The organism is Parvibaculum sp., assembly GCF_049651025.1.
Lineage (GTDB): Bacteria > Pseudomonadota > Alphaproteobacteria > Parvibaculales > Parvibaculaceae > Parvibaculum.
The window spans coordinates 20,612-36,081 of the sequence record NZ_JBASBH010000059.1; the positions used below are offsets into that span (position 1 = coordinate 20,612).

At 59.8% G+C, this 15,470-nt stretch carries 18 protein-coding genes; 5 read left to right on the forward strand and 13 right to left on the reverse strand.

All coding sequences use genetic code 11. The annotated features are described in order from the left end of the window. Positions 1-13: 13 nt before the first annotated feature. The 9 genes from WA943_RS07610 to WA943_RS07650 all read right to left on the reverse strand — a co-directional run bounded on the left by WA943_RS07610 (position 14) and on the right by WA943_RS07650 (position 8,229). Positions 14-136 (reverse strand): hypothetical protein, encoded by a 123-nt coding sequence (locus WA943_RS07610; protein ID WP_424469263.1) that lies wholly within the window; start codon positions 134-136, stop codon positions 14-16. 423 nt (positions 137-559) lie between these two features. After that, positions 560-934 (reverse strand): flagellar biosynthesis regulator FlaF, encoded by a 375-nt coding sequence (gene flaF, locus WA943_RS07615; protein ID WP_424469264.1) that lies wholly within the window; start codon positions 932-934, stop codon positions 560-562. After that, entirely contained in the window at positions 918-1,310 is a 393-nt protein-coding gene (gene flbT, locus WA943_RS07620; RefSeq protein WP_424469265.1) for a flagellar biosynthesis repressor FlbT, read from the reverse strand. The genes flaF and flbT overlap by 17 nt, the downstream gene beginning before the upstream one ends. A gap of 140 nt (positions 1,311-1,450) precedes the next feature. After that, on the reverse strand, positions 1,451-2,551 hold the full coding sequence (locus WA943_RS07625) for a flagellin (protein WP_424469266.1): 1,101 nt from the start codon (positions 2,549-2,551) through the stop codon (positions 1,451-1,453). Between the two features lie 191 nt (positions 2,552-2,742). Next, positions 2,743-3,846 (reverse strand): flagellin, encoded by a 1,104-nt coding sequence (locus WA943_RS07630; protein ID WP_424469267.1) that lies wholly within the window; start codon positions 3,844-3,846, stop codon positions 2,743-2,745. A 414-nt stretch (positions 3,847-4,260) separates the two neighbouring features. Then, entirely contained in the window at positions 4,261-6,144 is a 1,884-nt protein-coding gene (locus tag WA943_RS07635; RefSeq protein ID WP_424469268.1) for a tetratricopeptide repeat protein, read from the reverse strand. Between the two features lie 170 nt (positions 6,145-6,314). After that, positions 6,315-6,782 carry a hypothetical protein gene (locus WA943_RS07640; RefSeq protein WP_424469269.1) on the reverse strand — a complete coding sequence of 156 codons (468 nt, stop codon included), beginning with the start codon at positions 6,780-6,782 and terminating at the stop codon, positions 6,315-6,317. Then, positions 6,779-7,090 carry a rod-binding protein gene (locus WA943_RS07645; RefSeq protein WP_424469270.1) on the reverse strand — a complete coding sequence of 104 codons (312 nt, stop codon included), beginning with the start codon at positions 7,088-7,090 and terminating at the stop codon, positions 6,779-6,781. Before WA943_RS07645 ends, WA943_RS07640 begins: the two co-directional genes overlap by 4 nt. Then, complete coding sequence (locus WA943_RS07650) at positions 7,090-8,229, reverse strand: flagellar basal body P-ring protein FlgI (protein ID WP_424469271.1); 1,140 nt, start codon at positions 8,227-8,229, stop codon at positions 7,090-7,092. Before WA943_RS07650 ends, WA943_RS07645 begins: the two co-directional genes overlap by 1 nt. A 298-nt stretch (positions 8,230-8,527) precedes the next feature. Between WA943_RS07650 and WA943_RS07655 the strand changes: the two genes are divergently transcribed. Together WA943_RS07655 and dksA are read left to right on the forward strand one after the other, a co-directional pair. Continuing rightward, entirely contained in the window at positions 8,528-8,959 is a 432-nt protein-coding gene (locus WA943_RS07655; protein ID WP_424469272.1) for a flagellar assembly protein FliX, read from the forward strand. A gap of 183 nt (positions 8,960-9,142) precedes the next feature. Next, on the forward strand, positions 9,143-9,559 hold the full coding sequence (gene dksA, locus WA943_RS07660; protein ID WP_424469273.1) for an RNA polymerase-binding protein DksA: 417 nt from the start codon (positions 9,143-9,145) through the stop codon (positions 9,557-9,559). A gap of 83 nt (positions 9,560-9,642) precedes the next feature. Here the strand turns inward: dksA and flgH are convergent, their stop codons facing one another. Genes flgH through flgF form a run of 4 tightly spaced genes read right to left on the reverse strand, consistent with a single transcriptional unit; the run spans position 9,643 to position 13,030 of the window. Then, complete coding sequence (gene flgH / locus WA943_RS07665; RefSeq protein ID WP_424469274.1) at positions 9,643-10,395, reverse strand: flagellar basal body L-ring protein FlgH; 753 nt, start codon at positions 10,393-10,395, stop codon at positions 9,643-9,645. A gap of 56 nt (positions 10,396-10,451) precedes the next feature. Continuing rightward, positions 10,452-11,426 (reverse strand): flagellar basal body P-ring formation chaperone FlgA, encoded by a 975-nt coding sequence (flgA, locus tag WA943_RS07670; protein WP_424469275.1) that lies wholly within the window; start codon positions 11,424-11,426, stop codon positions 10,452-10,454. Between the two features lie 26 nt (positions 11,427-11,452). Next, positions 11,453-12,238 carry a flagellar basal-body rod protein FlgG gene (gene flgG, locus WA943_RS07675; protein WP_424469276.1) on the reverse strand — a complete coding sequence of 262 codons (786 nt, stop codon included), beginning with the start codon at positions 12,236-12,238 and terminating at the stop codon, positions 11,453-11,455. Positions 12,239-12,298: 60 nt separating this feature from the next. Further along, complete coding sequence (flgF, locus tag WA943_RS07680; RefSeq protein ID WP_424469277.1) at positions 12,299-13,030, reverse strand: flagellar basal-body rod protein FlgF; 732 nt, start codon at positions 13,028-13,030, stop codon at positions 12,299-12,301. Positions 13,031-13,349: 319 nt separating this feature from the next. On the opposite strand from flgF, the gene WA943_RS07685 reads away from it, so the two are divergent. The 3 genes from WA943_RS07685 to WA943_RS07695 are packed head-to-tail and all read left to right on the forward strand — an operon-like array spanning position 13,350 to position 15,454. Then, positions 13,350-13,841, forward strand: coding sequence for a flagellar basal body-associated FliL family protein (locus WA943_RS07685; protein ID WP_424469278.1), 492 nt, complete (start codon positions 13,350-13,352; stop codon positions 13,839-13,841). 45 nt (positions 13,842-13,886) lie between these two features. Further along, positions 13,887-15,008: a flagellar motor switch protein FliM gene (gene fliM, locus WA943_RS07690; RefSeq protein WP_424469279.1), complete on the forward strand. Its 1,122-nt coding sequence runs from the start codon at positions 13,887-13,889 to the stop codon at positions 15,006-15,008. Next, a complete protein-coding gene (locus WA943_RS07695; RefSeq protein WP_424469280.1) occupies positions 15,005-15,454 on the forward strand; it encodes a DUF6468 domain-containing protein in 450 nt (149 codons plus the stop codon). Before fliM ends, WA943_RS07695 begins: the two co-directional genes overlap by 4 nt. Positions 15,455-15,470: the final 16 nt, after the last annotated feature.

Below are 15,470 nucleotides of genomic sequence, written 5' to 3' on the forward strand. Positions count from 1 at the left end.
ACGGCCGATGGCGTCAGGTGAGCGCATCAGCTGCGGCGCGAAAGCTGCCCAAGCGATATGCCGCCTCGAAGGCTTGCAGCGCGAGGAGATTTCCGCGCGTGAGCTTGGCGACGGCAGGCTTTGGCTCCGCTGCCATGAGAAGTCGCTTTGCACCCTTTTTCGAACCTCTACGTGCCATTCACATCACTATCTGGTTTGAAGGGAGCAGGGTGCGTTCATGCGGGCGATCGTGTCGTAGCGATGGGGCGCCTTGATAACTCGAACGACACTCGAGCCCCCATAGCGCGTCGTCATTCATAGTCAAACGACGTCCCGGTCGCAAATCAGCGGTCCAGGCGCGAGAATGTCAGCCGTTCGTCAACGCCGGTCGGATTGAACGTCGTTGTTGCGAAATGGTGATCGGGACGGGGGGCAGGGGTGCGGACGGATCGGTTCCGTCGGCCAAGGCTCACTGGCAGAGCATGAATCAGCAGACCGATTAACCTGAAAAGTGGGATGAGCCCAGTTGCTCGCCAATCAAGGCGGGCATTCTTTCAAACGCAGGTATTACGCCCAAGCGTCAGGATGCTTTCTGAAGCAGTCCTGCAGCGATCTGGCGATTGATGTTGATGAGCGGGTCCAGAAGGTCGGGCGCCGGTGTGGCCTGAACTTCGACCGTCCGTTTGAAGATGAATATGGCAAGGTTTGCTATGTTCTGGCGAACTTCCTTGGGAAGTGCGCTCTCACCTTCCGTGACGGAGGTGGCGAAGATGGTCCAGAGCGTTCGGTTATAGAGGAGCGCCGGATTGAGATCCGACTCGCCGGCGCTAGTGGCCCAGCTATCTTTCACGTGCTGCAATCTGCTCGCTGATTTCAGCAGAACGGATGCTTCAAGTTCTCTCGGGTCGTTTCCGGTTTTGGCCGCTTTCGCGTAGGCCTCATGCGGTCTTGACATTCTGCAGCAACTCCCGCTCGTACTCGATCAGCTTTCGAGTCTCCTTGAGAGCTTTATACAATTCTCCGGTTAAGATTTTATTGTTGATGTTATCGAGCATCGGCGTCGTGCTGGGCGCGGCTTCCATCACGTCTTTAACGAGTTGGAAATATAGCTCGTGATGCTGGGTCGGCTCGGGCGCGAGATACATCATCTGGAGCATCAGGTAGATTTTCTTGCATGGCGTGTCCGCGTCGTCGAGGCGCAGGATATCTTTTTCGCGCAGGATCGGAGCATCGCCTTCAATGAAGAGGCGGGTGCGCTGGTCGTCATTGGTGATGATGCTGTCGCCGAGGATGAAGCGTTCGCCTGGCTTGAGTTCGACTTTAAGCGCCATTGGATTTCGTCCCGATCATAGTGATTCCCGCCCGCGGGATTAGCCTGGAGATTACCTCATATTGAGGGATTTGCGGGGGCTGCAAAGAAATCGGCGGGGACTCTCGTCCCCGCCGCCTCGGTAGTCGTAATTCCGCGCGATTAACGCAGGATCGACAGGATGCTCGACTGAGCCTGGTTGGACAGCGAGAGGGCTGTCGTGGCCAGCGACTGGCGGGTCTGGAGGGCGAGAAGGTTCGCGGCTTCCAGGTTCGTGTCCGCAAGCGTGAGGCCGGAGGCGCCCGTCTGCAGCGTGTTGATCATGTTCTTCGTGAAGTCCTGACGGTTCTGCACGACGGCGAGGTTTGAACCGAAGGTCGAAGACTGAGCACGCAGGTCCGTGGTTGCCTTATCGAGAGAAGCAATCGACGAGTTGACGTTCGCGTCGCCGCCGCTCCAGGTGGAGACCGACGACAGGCCGAGGCCCGCAGCGTCCATCTTCACGCCGGCAATGTCGAGCTTTGACGTCTGCTTTTCGTTGAAGCTCACCGTCAGCGTGGTGCCGCTCTTCAGCAGGTTGACGCCGTTGAAGCTTGCGTCGTTGGACATCTGGTCGATCTGCGTCAGCAGGTCGTTGTACTGCTTTTCGAACTTCGAGCGGTTCGCGCCGTTGGAGGTCGAAGCGCCGATGCCGAGCGTCGTCGCCGCGGTGCCGGAAATCGTGAAGTTGTCGCCGCTAGCGACTGAGAAGGTGAGCGAGCCGCCAGACTGCGAGATCGTCAGGCCGCTCACCTTGCCGGAGAGGGCGGTCTTGAGGACGCCGGCGCTGGTGACGTCGGTGGTCAGGCTGATCGACGTCTCGGCATTGCTGCCGACCTTGATTTTCAAGGTCTGTGCGCCAGCAGTGGCATTGAAGGTGTGGGCTGTAACCGTCGACTTGGACGTTGCAGACGACACCGTCGTCTGAAGAGCCTGGTTCGCAACCGACTTCGCCTGAGAAACGAGCTTCGTGATGCCGTCGATGCCCTGGCTGGCGGCGTTCACCGTCTGCACTGCGAGGGACATGCTGTCCTGCAGGGTCGAGAGATCGGACGCGCGGTTGTTCAGGCCCGCAGCGGTGAAGTAGGAGTTCGGATTGTCGACGGCTGTGTTGACCTTGTTGCCCGTCGCAAGACGGTTCTGGGTCGAGGACATCATGGACGCAGTGTCCTGCAGCGTGAGCAGGTTCTGGCGAACGGCGGTCGAGAGGGAAATACCGGACATGGAAGCTTCCTTTCCTAGGAACAAATATTCAGCTCATCCTGAGCTTGGTGCCGATCTTGATCCTGAAGGCGTTAAGAGCCGGTAAAATGCCGCCAAAATTTTCACAAAAAAATTCAGACCCATGCCCTCAAAACAAAACGGGACCCCGAAGGGCCCCGTTTGCTTGGGATTTCTTGAATTTTTATTCGCGATCAGAAGAGCTTGAGAATGCTCTGCTGCGACTGGTTGGCGATCGACAGTGCCGAGATACCGAGCTGCTGGCGCGTCTGGAGAGCCAGAAGGTTGGCGCCTTCTTCGTTCGTGTCGGCGAGCGTCAGGCCTGAAGCGCCGGTCTGAAGCGTGTTGATCATGTTCTTCGTGAAGTCCTGACGCGACTGCACCACGGAGAGGCTCGATGCGAACGACGTTGCCGTCGTGCGCAGCGTGGACATGGCGCGATCATCATGCGCCTGCGCTGCCTTTACACCGTCATTGGTCGCGAAGTCGGCATAAGTCAGTCTCTGCATGCCGAGGCCAGTCGAAGAAGTGTTGGACCCGGTAATGTTCAGCCGTGATGTCTGTCGCTCGTTGAAGTTCACCAGCAGGGTGCTGCCCGACTGAAGAAGGTTGATGCCGTTGAAGCTGGCATCGGATGCGAGCTGGTCGATCTGGTCGAGCAGGGCGTTATAGTCGTTGACCTGCTTGTTGCGGTTCGCGCCGTTCGATGTCGAGACGTTGGAGCCGATGACCGAACCGATGGCCGTGCCGGAGATGGTGAAGTTATCACCGGACCCGACGGAGAATTTGAGAGCGCCGCCGGACGAGGAAACTGTCAGCCCCGAGACCTGGCCCGAGAGGGCGGTCTTCAGGTCGCCAGCGCTTGTGATGTTGCTCGTCAGGTTGACGGTGACGGCGGACTGGCCGGCAATCGTGATGACGAGGGTCTTCATGCCTGCGCTGGCATTGAAGGTGCCGGGCGAGATCACCTGGCTATCCGTCGCCGCGGTGACGGTCGTCTGCAGCGCCTGGTTGGCAGTCGCCTTGGCCTGCTGCACGAGCTTCTGGATCGCGTCGATGCCCTGGCTTGCGGCGTTCAGGGTCTGAACGGCAAGGCCCATGCTGTCGAGCAAGGTGCTCAGGTCCGAAGCGCGATTGTTCAATCCCTGCGCAGTGAAGAAGGATTGCGGATTGTCGATGGCGCTGCTGACCTTGAGGCCGGTCGCAACACGCTGTTGCGTCTGGTCAAGGAGCTTCGCCGTGTTCTGCATGCTGAGCAGGTTGGACCGCATCGCACCAGAAAGAACCACATCAGCCATAATAGTAACCCTCCAGGGTTCCGCCGGCGTGTCTCAACCCGGCTCGAGTGCCATACTGAAAATTAATGCTTAATTCTACGTAAACGTCCCGTGCAGTCGCACATGAAGCCGGACCGGTCATTGAACCGTCCTCAAGCGCTTGTGCTGGTAGCCAACTGCGGAACATGTCTTCGAACCTTTTGCATCTTTCAGTCGTGCCAAGGAGTTCGCAAACGGCGTGCCAGTTTTAAATCTGTTATATTTCAATGACTTAGGTATTCTTTGTCTTTGGACTGACCGGCAGCCTGTGCCGGTGCGGGGAAATAATTGCCCGGGAGAAATTGCGCGGTGAGCGCATGGCGCAACAAAAAGGCCGGAGACGGGTTATCCGTTCCGGCCTTCAAATTTTTTTATAAAATTGATTTCAGATGATCGTCAGACGATGGATTTGAGGCGAGTGCGGACATCGCTCTCTATGTGCCGGATCAAATCCGCATGATCGAAGCCGGGCATCACCGAATGGGTCTTCAGGCTGGGATGCCAGGGCAGGGCGCCCGTTCCGAGCTGCATGGGGTGATGGGCGGGCATGTAGATGACGCCGGGAACACCCAGCGCGCCTGCCATTTCCGTCGCGGCATTCCACAAGCCGACGGCGCAGTCGAGTTCAGCGGTCAGTGCCGCCGTGCCGTCGAGGTCGTTATGCGTGTCGAGACCGGGCATTTGATGGATCGTCAGGCCGTATTTTTCGGCGGCTTCGCGGATCTCATCGTCGGGATTGCCGAACTGTAGATTGATGAGCTTTGCGCCTTCGCTTTCCAGAAACTTCGCCCAGTCGGCCGGTTGGGTGGCGACGATGTCGCGGACGGGGTTTCTCATGCCGGAGCGCCATGTCAAACCGATCTTCGGGCCTGCGCCCAGCGTGTCGAGCCAGGCGCGCGCCTTCAGGCGCTGTTCCGGGTCGGCGATCAGCGGTCTGCATTGTTTGGGAAAGGCGTTGGAGGAACGCCGACGCATTGAAGCTATAATGCCTGCGGGCGCGGTGTAGTCGAAGTCAACTTCGTCCGGTCCATAGGTGAGCAGGCCGGTGGAGCGCCCGGTTTCAGGGCGCACGGTCGCTTGCGGCCATGTGCGCTGATAGAGCGGCACCAGACGGTCATTGGTTTCGATGATGACGTGACCGGCTTCCGCAATGATGTCGTGGAAGCAGGTCGAGAAACGCAGATCGTCGCCGAGTCCCTGCTCGCGCGTGATCATGATCGTCTTGCCGCTGAGATTTTCGCCCTGCCAGATCAGGCCGGGGAAGGGGCGGAAGGGCAGACGCTGCCCGCTGGTAAAGCCATAGCCGTAAATATCCCAACCATCTTCGATGCGGCCGATTGCGAGCAGGCACAATGCGAAGTTCCACAGCATCGCGTCGTCGTTGGGGCGCAGCGAAAGCGCCTTGGTGTAGGTCTCAACCGCCTCGGCGGGGCGGCAAGCCGTCTGCAGCGCCGAACCGAGATTGTTGTAGGCCTCCACGAGGTCCGGCCTCAGCGCCACAGCCTTCTGCGCGCAGGCGATGGCTTCTTCCAGCAAGGCTTCTTCAGACAGAATGTTGCCGAGATTGCTGTAGGCCGCCGCGTAGTCGGGATTGATCTCGATGGCGCGTGAAAACAGGTCGACCGCGCGCTGCGTCTCACCCCGGTCGCGGACCAGATTGGCGAAGGAAAACAGCGTTTCGGGATCGTCGGGGAAAAGTTCGAGTGCGCGCTCAAAGGCAGTCGCAGCCTCATCATTGAAATCCAGCTCGGCAAGGACCGTCGCCTTGTGCAAGACCGTGATGTGATCGTCGGGCGCCAGTTCGACAGCTTTGCGCATGGCTGCGGCGGCGTCTTCCTTTGCGTCGTCGCCCTTGGTCGCCAGGATCGATCCGCGTCCGCGATGGCCGCGTGGATCTGTGTCGTTGATTCCAACGATGCGATCATAAATGGCGAGGGCCTGCTCCGTCTGGCCGTCTTCCTTCAGCAAGCGCGCCTGTTCGAAAAGCGCTTCGATGTCGGTGGGATTGAGGCGCGAGGCTTCGGAAAAATGAAAGATCGCCTCGCGGGTATGACCTTTGACCGAGAGAAGGTGGCCGAGGTTCAAATGGGCGAGGGCAAAATCCGGATCGCTGTCGATCGCCTGACGCAGAAGGTCGATCGCTTTTTCGCTATTTTTGCCCGTCTCATGCGCGAGGACGGCCATGAGCCGCAAAGTACCGGGATGGCCGGGGAATTTTTCAAGGATTTTGCGGTAGACGTTTTCCGCCTCTTTCGCGTGCCCCTGACTTTGCAAGGCCATGGCACCTCCGAGAATCTGCTCGATATTGCCGCGCCCCCGAGGCGCTTGCTTCCTGGCGGATTTCGACATGGTGGTGCCCTTCAAATTGCCCTGGACACTAAACTCCCGCAAACAGGGTTAGCGCGAGGTTAATTTCTCTGATCGTTGATGGGCCGCGTCGAGCGCGGCAGTCAGATACGAGAGTCGAGTGCGATGGCCGCGCCCCGGCCGCTGGCCGGGCGGGTTATCGCCGCGTTCCGGCCATATCCAACCGGCGGCGCCTTGCGCTCGTTTACGGTGTCGGCGACGGATTTCAGTATCTTTTCAGACACGGATTTGACGGCACCGAGCATGTTCTGGTTGGTGACGAGCGCCGCGTCGAGCTTGGCCATTGCGGTTTTAAGTCTGGCGACTTTTTCGGCCGGTGCGCGGTCGATCAGTTCCTTGCGCAGGCTGATCGCCTGAATATCCATGGCATATTCGTTGGCGAGACGGGTTTTTTCTTCCTGAAGCTCGCCGATCCTGAGCGGCTGGTGCGATTCCAGATACCCGGTTTCGCAGCATATGATGTCGGTCAGGCGGGCGCTGACGTCCAGAAGACGCTCGACCAGATCCGTTGGGGCCAATTCCTGTGCAGCCAGGCGTGGTGTGGCGCTCATGGTTTGTGCTCCTGAAGCTTCAGAATTTCGCCATAAATCTTGTCGGCAATGCCGATGCCGCCGGCCTTGCTCATTTCCTTGCCATATTGGTCGACAAGCATTGAGCGGAACATGTCTTCGCCCGGGCCGCCGCCGAAAAAGCTGTCGGTCTTGATCCCTTCGAACATGGTTTGGGTCATGGTCGAGATGAACTGTGATTCAAACTCCTGAGCCGTCGACCAGGCGCGGGCATCCTTGCGCGAAGACTGGCTCTGGAGCTGCAAATGCAGGGCGGATGGCGTGGCGGCGGCTGCGGCGGCGATGGTCATTACATCACCTCGATTTCAGCCTGCAGCGCGCCTGCGGCCTTGATTGCCTGCAATATGCTGATCATGTCGCGCGGGCTGACGCCGAGCGCATTGAGCCCGTCCACAAGTTCTTTCAGGCTGATGCTGCCATCGACAAGGGCGAGCTTGGTGCCTTTGGGTTCGTCGACCTGAACATTGGTGCGCGGAACGACGACCGTCTGGCCTGTATTCGAGAAGGGCGCGGGCTGGCTGACCTGCGGCGTCTCGGTGACGCTGATCGTCAGATTTCCTTGCGCAATAGCGACCTTGCTGACGCGCACGTCCTGACCCATGACGATGATGCCCGAACCTTCATCAATGACGACGCGCGCGGGCAAATCGGGCTCGACGCGGAGCTGCTCGATATCGGTCAGCAGGTTCACGACGTTGCCGGTATAGGCGGAGGGGACGGAGAGCTGAACGGTTGTCGGATTGTCCGCCATTGCGGCGGGCTGGCCGAGAAAAGTGTTGATGGCGCCTGCGACGCGCTGTGCGGTCGTCAGGTCGGGGTTGCGCAGCGACAGGCGCAATGTGCGCAGCTCAGCGAGCTTGAAGTCGATTTCGCGTTCAACGATTGCGCCATTGGAAATGCGGGCATTTGTCGGGACGCCGCGCGTCACCGAGCCTGCGTCACCCTTGGCGGCAAAGCCGCCCGTAGCGACGGGCCCTTGCGAGACGGCATAGACCTGACCGTCGGCACCCATCAGCGGGGTCACCAGCAGTACGCCGCCTTGCAGGTTCGTGGCGTCGCCCAGCGCGCTTACCGTCACGTCGATGCGTGTGCCCTGAGACGAGAAGGGCGGAAGGCTTGCCGTTACCATGACGGCGGCGACGTTTGCGGTCTTGAGCTGGCTGCCACGCGTATTCACGCCGAGGCGTTCCAGCATGGCTGTCAGGCTCTGTTGTGTGAAAGGCGCGTTGCGCAGCGTGTCGCCCGTGCCGTTCAGGCCGACGACGAGGCCATAGCCCACCAGCAAGTTGTCGCGAATACCCTCGACATCAACGATGTCCTTGATCCGGGACGCTGCGGCGGCGGGTTCGGAGATAACGAACGTCAGCGCGCATGCCATGACGGCAAGCTTCACGGATGACTGGAGAAAACTGGAGAGCAGTCTGAACATGCAATGACCGTCTGAACGCGTAAGGACACGGGTTCCTTTAAGCGAAAGCCGTGCCATGACGGTGCATTCGAATATGCTCTTCTAACCCATTGATTTTACTTGTTGTTTATTTTCGGCCCATGGGGGCAAAAACCTTTATGGACGTGTCGTCAGGCAGGTTGTTCCCGATGCCCGGCAGAATCTACCGCCACGTTTGGGTAAGCTTAACGTCGCCTTAACCCATGAGGATCATGCTGCATATTGATGGAGCCGCGCGGGTCGAGTTTCGCCAAGGCGGCTTGGGCTAAAGGGCAAGTTGATGAAGATTGGCGGATCACGCCAGATCGGACAGACCTCGGGCAAGGGTGGGGTTTCCTCACGCGGCCTTGGGTCAGGCTTTGCTCCATCCGGTGCCGAAGAGGGGCGCGGGCTTGCGGGCCTTGGGGGGTTGGCGTCACTTACGGCGGTCGACTCTCTTCTCGCCTTGCAGGAAACCGGCGCTCTTGGCGATGCAACGACGGCGCCCCGGCGCGCGGTTGCACGCGGCGAGCAGATGCTCGACATCCTGGATGACATCAAGCTGGCACTTCTTTCCGGGCAAATCCCCGAGGCCAAGCTCAATCGCCTTCTCAGCGTCGTAGAAGGGCAGCAGGCCCAGGTGCGAGATCCGCAATTGGCCGATATTCTTGGCCACATCGAGCTGCGCGCCCGTGTGGAACTTGCCAAATTCGGTTCCTTCCCGAAGGACTGATAGTCGCGCCTTCATGTTTGGCGCGTGCGAATCGGAATATTTTTCCTATATACTTCAACCGGTTACGCCTAATTTCCCCGACTTGTCCTAGGTTGTTGAGAATCGCGACTCCTCTCCCTATACTCCGCCGCGTTTTCGCATCGGCCCCTACGGCAGGGGATGTCTCAGGAGAGATCAAGGCGAATGGTAGTCCGGTTACCTAAAGGCTATACGCCGTCCGACGACGAGCCGTTCATGAACAAGCGGCAGCGTGAATATTTTCGCCGCAAGCTCGAAAAGTGGAAAGAGGACATTCTCCTCGAAAACCGCGAGACGCTGCAGCATCTTCAGGAAGAGACTGTGCAGCATCCCGATCTGTCCGACCGCGCGTCGACAGAGACGGAGCGTTCGCTCGAACTTCGTACGCGTGATCGTCAACGCAAACTCGTCTCGAAGATCGACTCTGCGCTTCGCAGGATCGAAGAGGGCACTTACGGCTATTGCGAGGAAACAGGCGAACCCATCAGTCTGAAAAGGCTCGATGCGCGCCCGATCGCAACGCTTTCGATTGAAGCGCAGGAGCGTCATGAGCGGCGTGAGAAAGTCTATCGCGACGAGTGAGCGCGACAACTTTCGTAAAGCAAAAGAAAACGCGGCCCCTTCGAGGGCCGCGTTTTGCGTTTCAGCCGGTGCGAGCGGCGCGATCAGAAAGGCATGAGGACATCGTAGAGCTGCTGGCCGTAGCGGGGCTGCTGCACATCGGTGAGCTGTCCGCGCCCGCCATAAGAGATGCGCGCTTCTGCGATCTGCGTGTGCAGGATGGTGTTGGTGTTCGAAATATCCTCGGGGCGCACGATGCCTGCGATCAGAAGTTCGCGGACCTCGTAATTGACGCGCACTTCCTGGCGGCCCTCGATGACGAGATTGCCGTTCGGGAGAACTTGCGTGACGACGCCGGCGACCGTCAGTTCGACATTTTCCTTGCGGTCGACGGAGCCTGCGCCCGCGCTTGAACCGGCGCTGGTTGCATCGATCAGGGCGGTCGGGTTCACGGCGTCGGGCAGCACATTCTTCAGTTTGGATTCAAAGCCGAGCAGGTTCGGCGCGGCGGCGCTTTCGGAGTTTGCGCGCGTGCGCTTCGTCGCATTGTTGACCTTCGCGCTGTCGGCAATGTTGATGATGACGGTCAGGATATCGCCGATCTTTGCCGCGCGCTGGTCGCGGAAGAAGGCGCGAGAGCCTGAACGCCAGAGCGAGTTCGGCTGGTAGACGACCTGTTCGGGCGCGGGCATCGGCATGCTGACCGGGCGATAGCCGGGCGTCGATGTCGGATTGCTGATCGGTGCGAGTGCAGGCGCCGCGCCGATCTGATCGATGCGATTGAGCGCGCCGCAACCTGCAAGGCTGGCGGTGAGCGTGGCGGCAACTGCAAGGCCGAGCGCGCGACGGATGAACATGGGGGCCTCTTCTCGATTACGCGGTGTTGCGAATAATTACGGTCGGGTCGAATGGGTCAGGATTTGAGATCGACGAGGCGCGGTGCGCTCATCGCTTCGATCCGCACATGGTTCGGGCCGTCGATGATGCCTTGCACCGTGCGGTTCGAGCGCGGGTTTACGACGTCGATCGTGTCGCCGACGGCGCCGCTCTGGATGGCGCGGCCGCGTGCCAGCAGGGTCAGGCTGCCGGTGACATAGCTCATGTCGATCGTCGCGCCTTTTGCGACAACGACGGGCGGCTGCACATCGGATGTGCGCAAAGGCTCGCCGGTCCGCAGGGGATGGCGCGGCGACATGCCGACGAGGCTTGCCTGCGCCGTGATGATGTTGTTGCTGACGCGATCGGCAGGAAGTTTGATCCAGTCGACGTCCTGCGAGCGCACGACATCGCCCGGCGCAACGTCGCGCGTCAAAACCGGCACATCCACGATCGGATAGGCGCGGCCGGAAACGCGGCGCGGGGCGCTGGAAAGATCGTCGGCGGGCGCGCGCAGCAACACATCGAAATAGCCGGTGCGTGTGTTGAAGGCGATCTGCTCGACCTTGACGGTACGGGCGGCCGTTTCGGCGACCTGAATGCCAGACGCGCCATTGGCGTAATCGACCTGCAACTTGGCGGTGGAAAGAAGCGATGGCGTCTGGTTCGTGATCGCGGCGGCGATGGCGGCGGAGACTTCCGCTTCCGGCACGGCGACGCCGCTGCGTGCGACGGTGACGTGCGTCAGGCCGGTGGTGTTGCGCCAGGCAACGCCGTTGCGCCGCGCGATCAGCGAGATGCGCGACACGGAAATGTCCATGGCCGTGCCGGGCGCGGGCGCGTCGGTGACGATGGCCTGAGCCGCATCGCCTGCGTCGTCGAAGAGATCGCCAAGCGTCACGGCATTGGTGCTCACCATGGCCGACGAGCGAAGCTCGGCAGCGGAGGCTGTGCCTGCGAATGCGAGCGCGGCGGCGAGGGGAAGGGCGGCGAGACTCAGACGGGAGAACATTTGGCGATAATCCTAAAAGAGTGCCGTTACTTCAGGTTCGACGTGACCGACATCATTTCGTCGGAAGCGGTGATGACCTTGGCGTTCATCTCGTAAGCCCGCTGGGCAGTGATGAGGTCCGAGATTTCGGTCACGGCATTGACGTTCGATGTTTCAAGGAAGCCCTGCTGCAAACCGCCGAAGCCTGCCGAAGCTGGCGAACCGGTGGTCGGCGCGCCGCTCGCGGCGGTTTCGCCAAAGAGGTTGTCGCCCAGCGGATCGAGGCCGCCTTCGTTCTGGAAGTTGGACAGCTCAAGCTGGCCGACAATCTGCGGCGCGGTCTGGCCGGGGATCGTGGCCTGAACCTGGCCGTCCTTGCTGATTGTGATATCGGTCGCTTCCGGCGGAATGGTGATGCCGGGGGCAACCGTGTAGCCGTCGGACGTCACGATCTGGCCGGTGGGGCTGAGCTGGAAATTACCGGCGCGCGTGAAGGAATCCGTACCGCTCGGCATCTGTACGCGGAAATAGCCGCGGCCCTGAATGGCGACGTCGAGCTTGTTGCCTGTATTGTTCATGTCGCCCTGCGTCATGATGCGATAGACGGAGCCCGTCTTGACGCCGAGACCGATCTGCACGCCGGAGGGCACGATGGTGCCGCTATCCGACGAGTTGGTGCCGACGCGGCGCAGGTTCTGGTAGAGCAGATCCTGAAACTCCGCGCGCTGACGCTTGAAGCCCGATGTGCTCATGTTCGCGATGTTGTTCGAGATCACCTCGACATTGAGCTGCTGGGCCATCATGCCGGTGGCGGCGATACTGAGCGACTGCATTGATCTGTTCCTTGGCCTTGTCTCTAACTAAATCGGGTGTCTCTGGTCGAAGTGCGCGGCTCAGGCCGTGCCTCCAATTTGTGAAATTGCCTGACGGCGCATGTTGTCTGCCGCGTCGACAAGCTTCGAGGCGCTTTCATAGGAGCGCATCACGTCGATCATGTTGGTCATTTCGATGATCGACTTGACGTTCGAGCCTTCGATGGAGCCCTGCACGAGGCGCGGCTTGTCGACCGGCACTTCGGCCTGCGTCGTCGAATAGAGATTGTCGCCGGTCGCCTTCAGCTCCTGCAGGTTTGCGAAGCTGACGAGGGCAATCTTGCCGCGCTGGCCTTTATCCGTCGTGACGGTGCCGTCGCTGGCAATGGTGATCTGGCCTTCGTCATTGGTGAAGCTCAGCGTCGTGCCAGCCGCCGTCATGACGGGGTAGCCGTTCGACGTGATGAGCTGGCCGCTATTGTCGAGCTGAAGGTGGCCGTTGCGCGTATATTGCGGGCCTTGCGGCGTCTGCACCTTGAACATGCCTTCGCCGGCAATCGCGACGTCGAGCGGATTGCCCGTCGTCTGCATTTCGCCGTCGGCGAGATTGCGGACCTGGCCATAGTCCTGAACGAAAGAGAGCGTCTTGTCGGGGCTTGCCTCACTGGCGACGGGCATCACGTATTCGTCGAACAGCATGCTCTGCGACTTGTAGGCAGTCGTATTCATGTTCGCGAGATTGTTCGCGATCGTCGCCATCTGCCGCATCATTGCGGATTGGCGAGACAGACCTATGAGAAGAGCGTTTTCCATTGCAGTTCCGAAGCGGTGCTAACAAATGTTCGAGCGCCATGTGCCCGCTCCCTCATGTGCAGGGGGTGTGCCAATTCGAAATTTCAATAAAATCAATGTGTTATAAGGATGTTCGAAGTGCCGCTCGGGCCTCTATGGCAGGCTTTACCGGGCAGGAATTGCCGCGTTCGGGAGGCTGTGCCGGGCGGGGGGCAACGCTTCATTAACTAAAATAGGCAAATATTTGGATGCGCTTCGGGCACCCGGAAAAGACATGCCGGTCAAGCGCGATCTCTATGAAACCGGCGGCATCCGCCGGCGGGCAAGGTGGGCACAGAATATGGCTTCGATCAGCGCCGACACTTCCGACGAAGAAGGTGGGGAAGCAGTACCGGCGAAGCGCAAGCTGAGCGGCAAGGTGCTCGTTCTCTACATCGTGCTGCCGCTTGTTCTTCTCATCGGCGCGGGGGTCGGCGTTTATATGTCCGGCCTTCTCGGTGGACATGAGGAGAAGAAAGCGGTCGTTGCGGCGCCGGTCTTTTATGACCTGCCGGACTTCCTCGTCAATCTGAGCGGCCCGCCGCCCCAGCATTTTCTGAAAATGAAAGTGACGTTGCAGGTTGTCGATGCCGAAGCCGCCAAGCGTTTCGATGCGGAGCTTCCGCGCGTGCTCGACAGCTTTCAGATTTTCCTGCGCGAGTTGCGCCCCGAGGATCTCGAGGGATCGGCGGGTGTGTTGCGCGTGAAGGAAGAACTTCTGCGGCGCATAAATCTCGCAGTTCAGCCGCCTTTGGCGACCGACATTCTCTTCAAAGAAGTGATCGTTCAGTAAGGCTTTCGTTTATAGCCCCGGTATCAGCAAGGCGCGGCGAGTTTCATGGCAACAGTCGACGAAATCGATCAGGACGAGATGGCGGCCGCAATGTCGGCGCTTGAAGACGCAGGGCAGGGCGAAGTCAAAGACGCCTCGTTCCGCGCCGCGCCTGAGCGCGTGCTCAATCAGGATGAGATCGACAGCCTGCTCGGTTTTGAAATCGAGAATGAGGAAATCGGCGATCGCACCGGCATTCGCGCCATCATCAATTCGGCGCTCGTGTCTTATGAACGCCTGCCGATGCTTGAAATCGTGTTCGACAGGCTTGTGCGCCTGATGACCACGAGCTTGCGCAATTTCACTTCCGATAACGTCGAAGTCAGCCTCGACAATATTTCGTCGATCCGCTTTGGCGACTATCTGAACTCCATTCCGTTGCCTGCCGTTCTCGCGGTCTTCCGCGCGAAGGAGTGGGACAATTACGGCATGTTCACGGTCGATTCCAATCTCATCTATTCGATCGTCGACGTTTTGCTCGGCGGGCGGCGCGGCACGGCCGCGATGCGCATCGAGGGGCGTCCCTATACGACAATCGAACTCAATCTTGTTCAGCGCATGATCGAAGTCGTGCTGCAGGACGCGAAGGCGGCTTTCGAGCCACTGTCGCCTGTGACGCTTGAGCTTGATCGCATTGAAACCAATCCGCGTTTTGCCGCTATTGCGCGGCCTGCGAACGCGGCCATTCTCGTCAAGCTTCGCATCGATATGGAAGATCGCGGCGGACGCATCGAGATGCTCTTGCCCTATGCGACGCTGGAGCCGATCCGCGAGCTTCTGCTCCAGATGTTCATGGGCGAAAAATTCGGTCGCGACTCGATCTGGGAAAGCCATCTTGCCACTGAATTATGGTCGACCAAGGTTCCGATTGAAGCGGTTCTCGACGAGCAGAAACTCAGCCTGCGCGACGTCATGGACTTCAAGGTCGGCCAGACCCTGATGCTCAATAATGGGCCGGATGCGCTGGTCGAGATGCGCTGCGGCGGTGTTTCGCTGGCGCAGGGCCGCATCGGGCGCATGAGTAACAATGTCGCCGTGCGTATCGAACATGGCATCAAGACGAAAAACAGGACCGAGGTGGCCGGCGCTGCTCTTGGCGAGGTCAATCTGGGTGGAGCGCGTAAATGAATTTGCCTTTGGATTTCATGCTTGAGGTCATCGTCTGCGTGCTTCTCGCAGCAACGATTGGCTATTGCGCGACGCTCGACCGGCGCTTGCGTGCCATGCGCGCGGGCCAGGACGGATTGCGCGAGCTTATCGGCGATCTTTCCGGCGCGACGGAACAGGCCATGCTTGCCATTACGCGCCTTCGCCAGGCGAGCGACGAGACGGGCGGCGCTCTCACAGAGCAGGTCAAGCGTGGCCGCGCTCTTGCCGATGAATTGTCGCTGATGGTTCAGGCGGGCAACGACATTGCGAACCGTCTTGGCGGCATCGAAACGCGTCGTCCGGCGGCACAGCCTCAACCGGCTGCGGGGCCGCGCATTGTGCAGGCGTCTCGCGAGCAGAAACCTGTTTCGAAAGCGTCAGCCGAGCCGCATCCGCTGCTCGATCTTCTGAAGCGCGCCCGGTAAGGATCGCATAATGCTA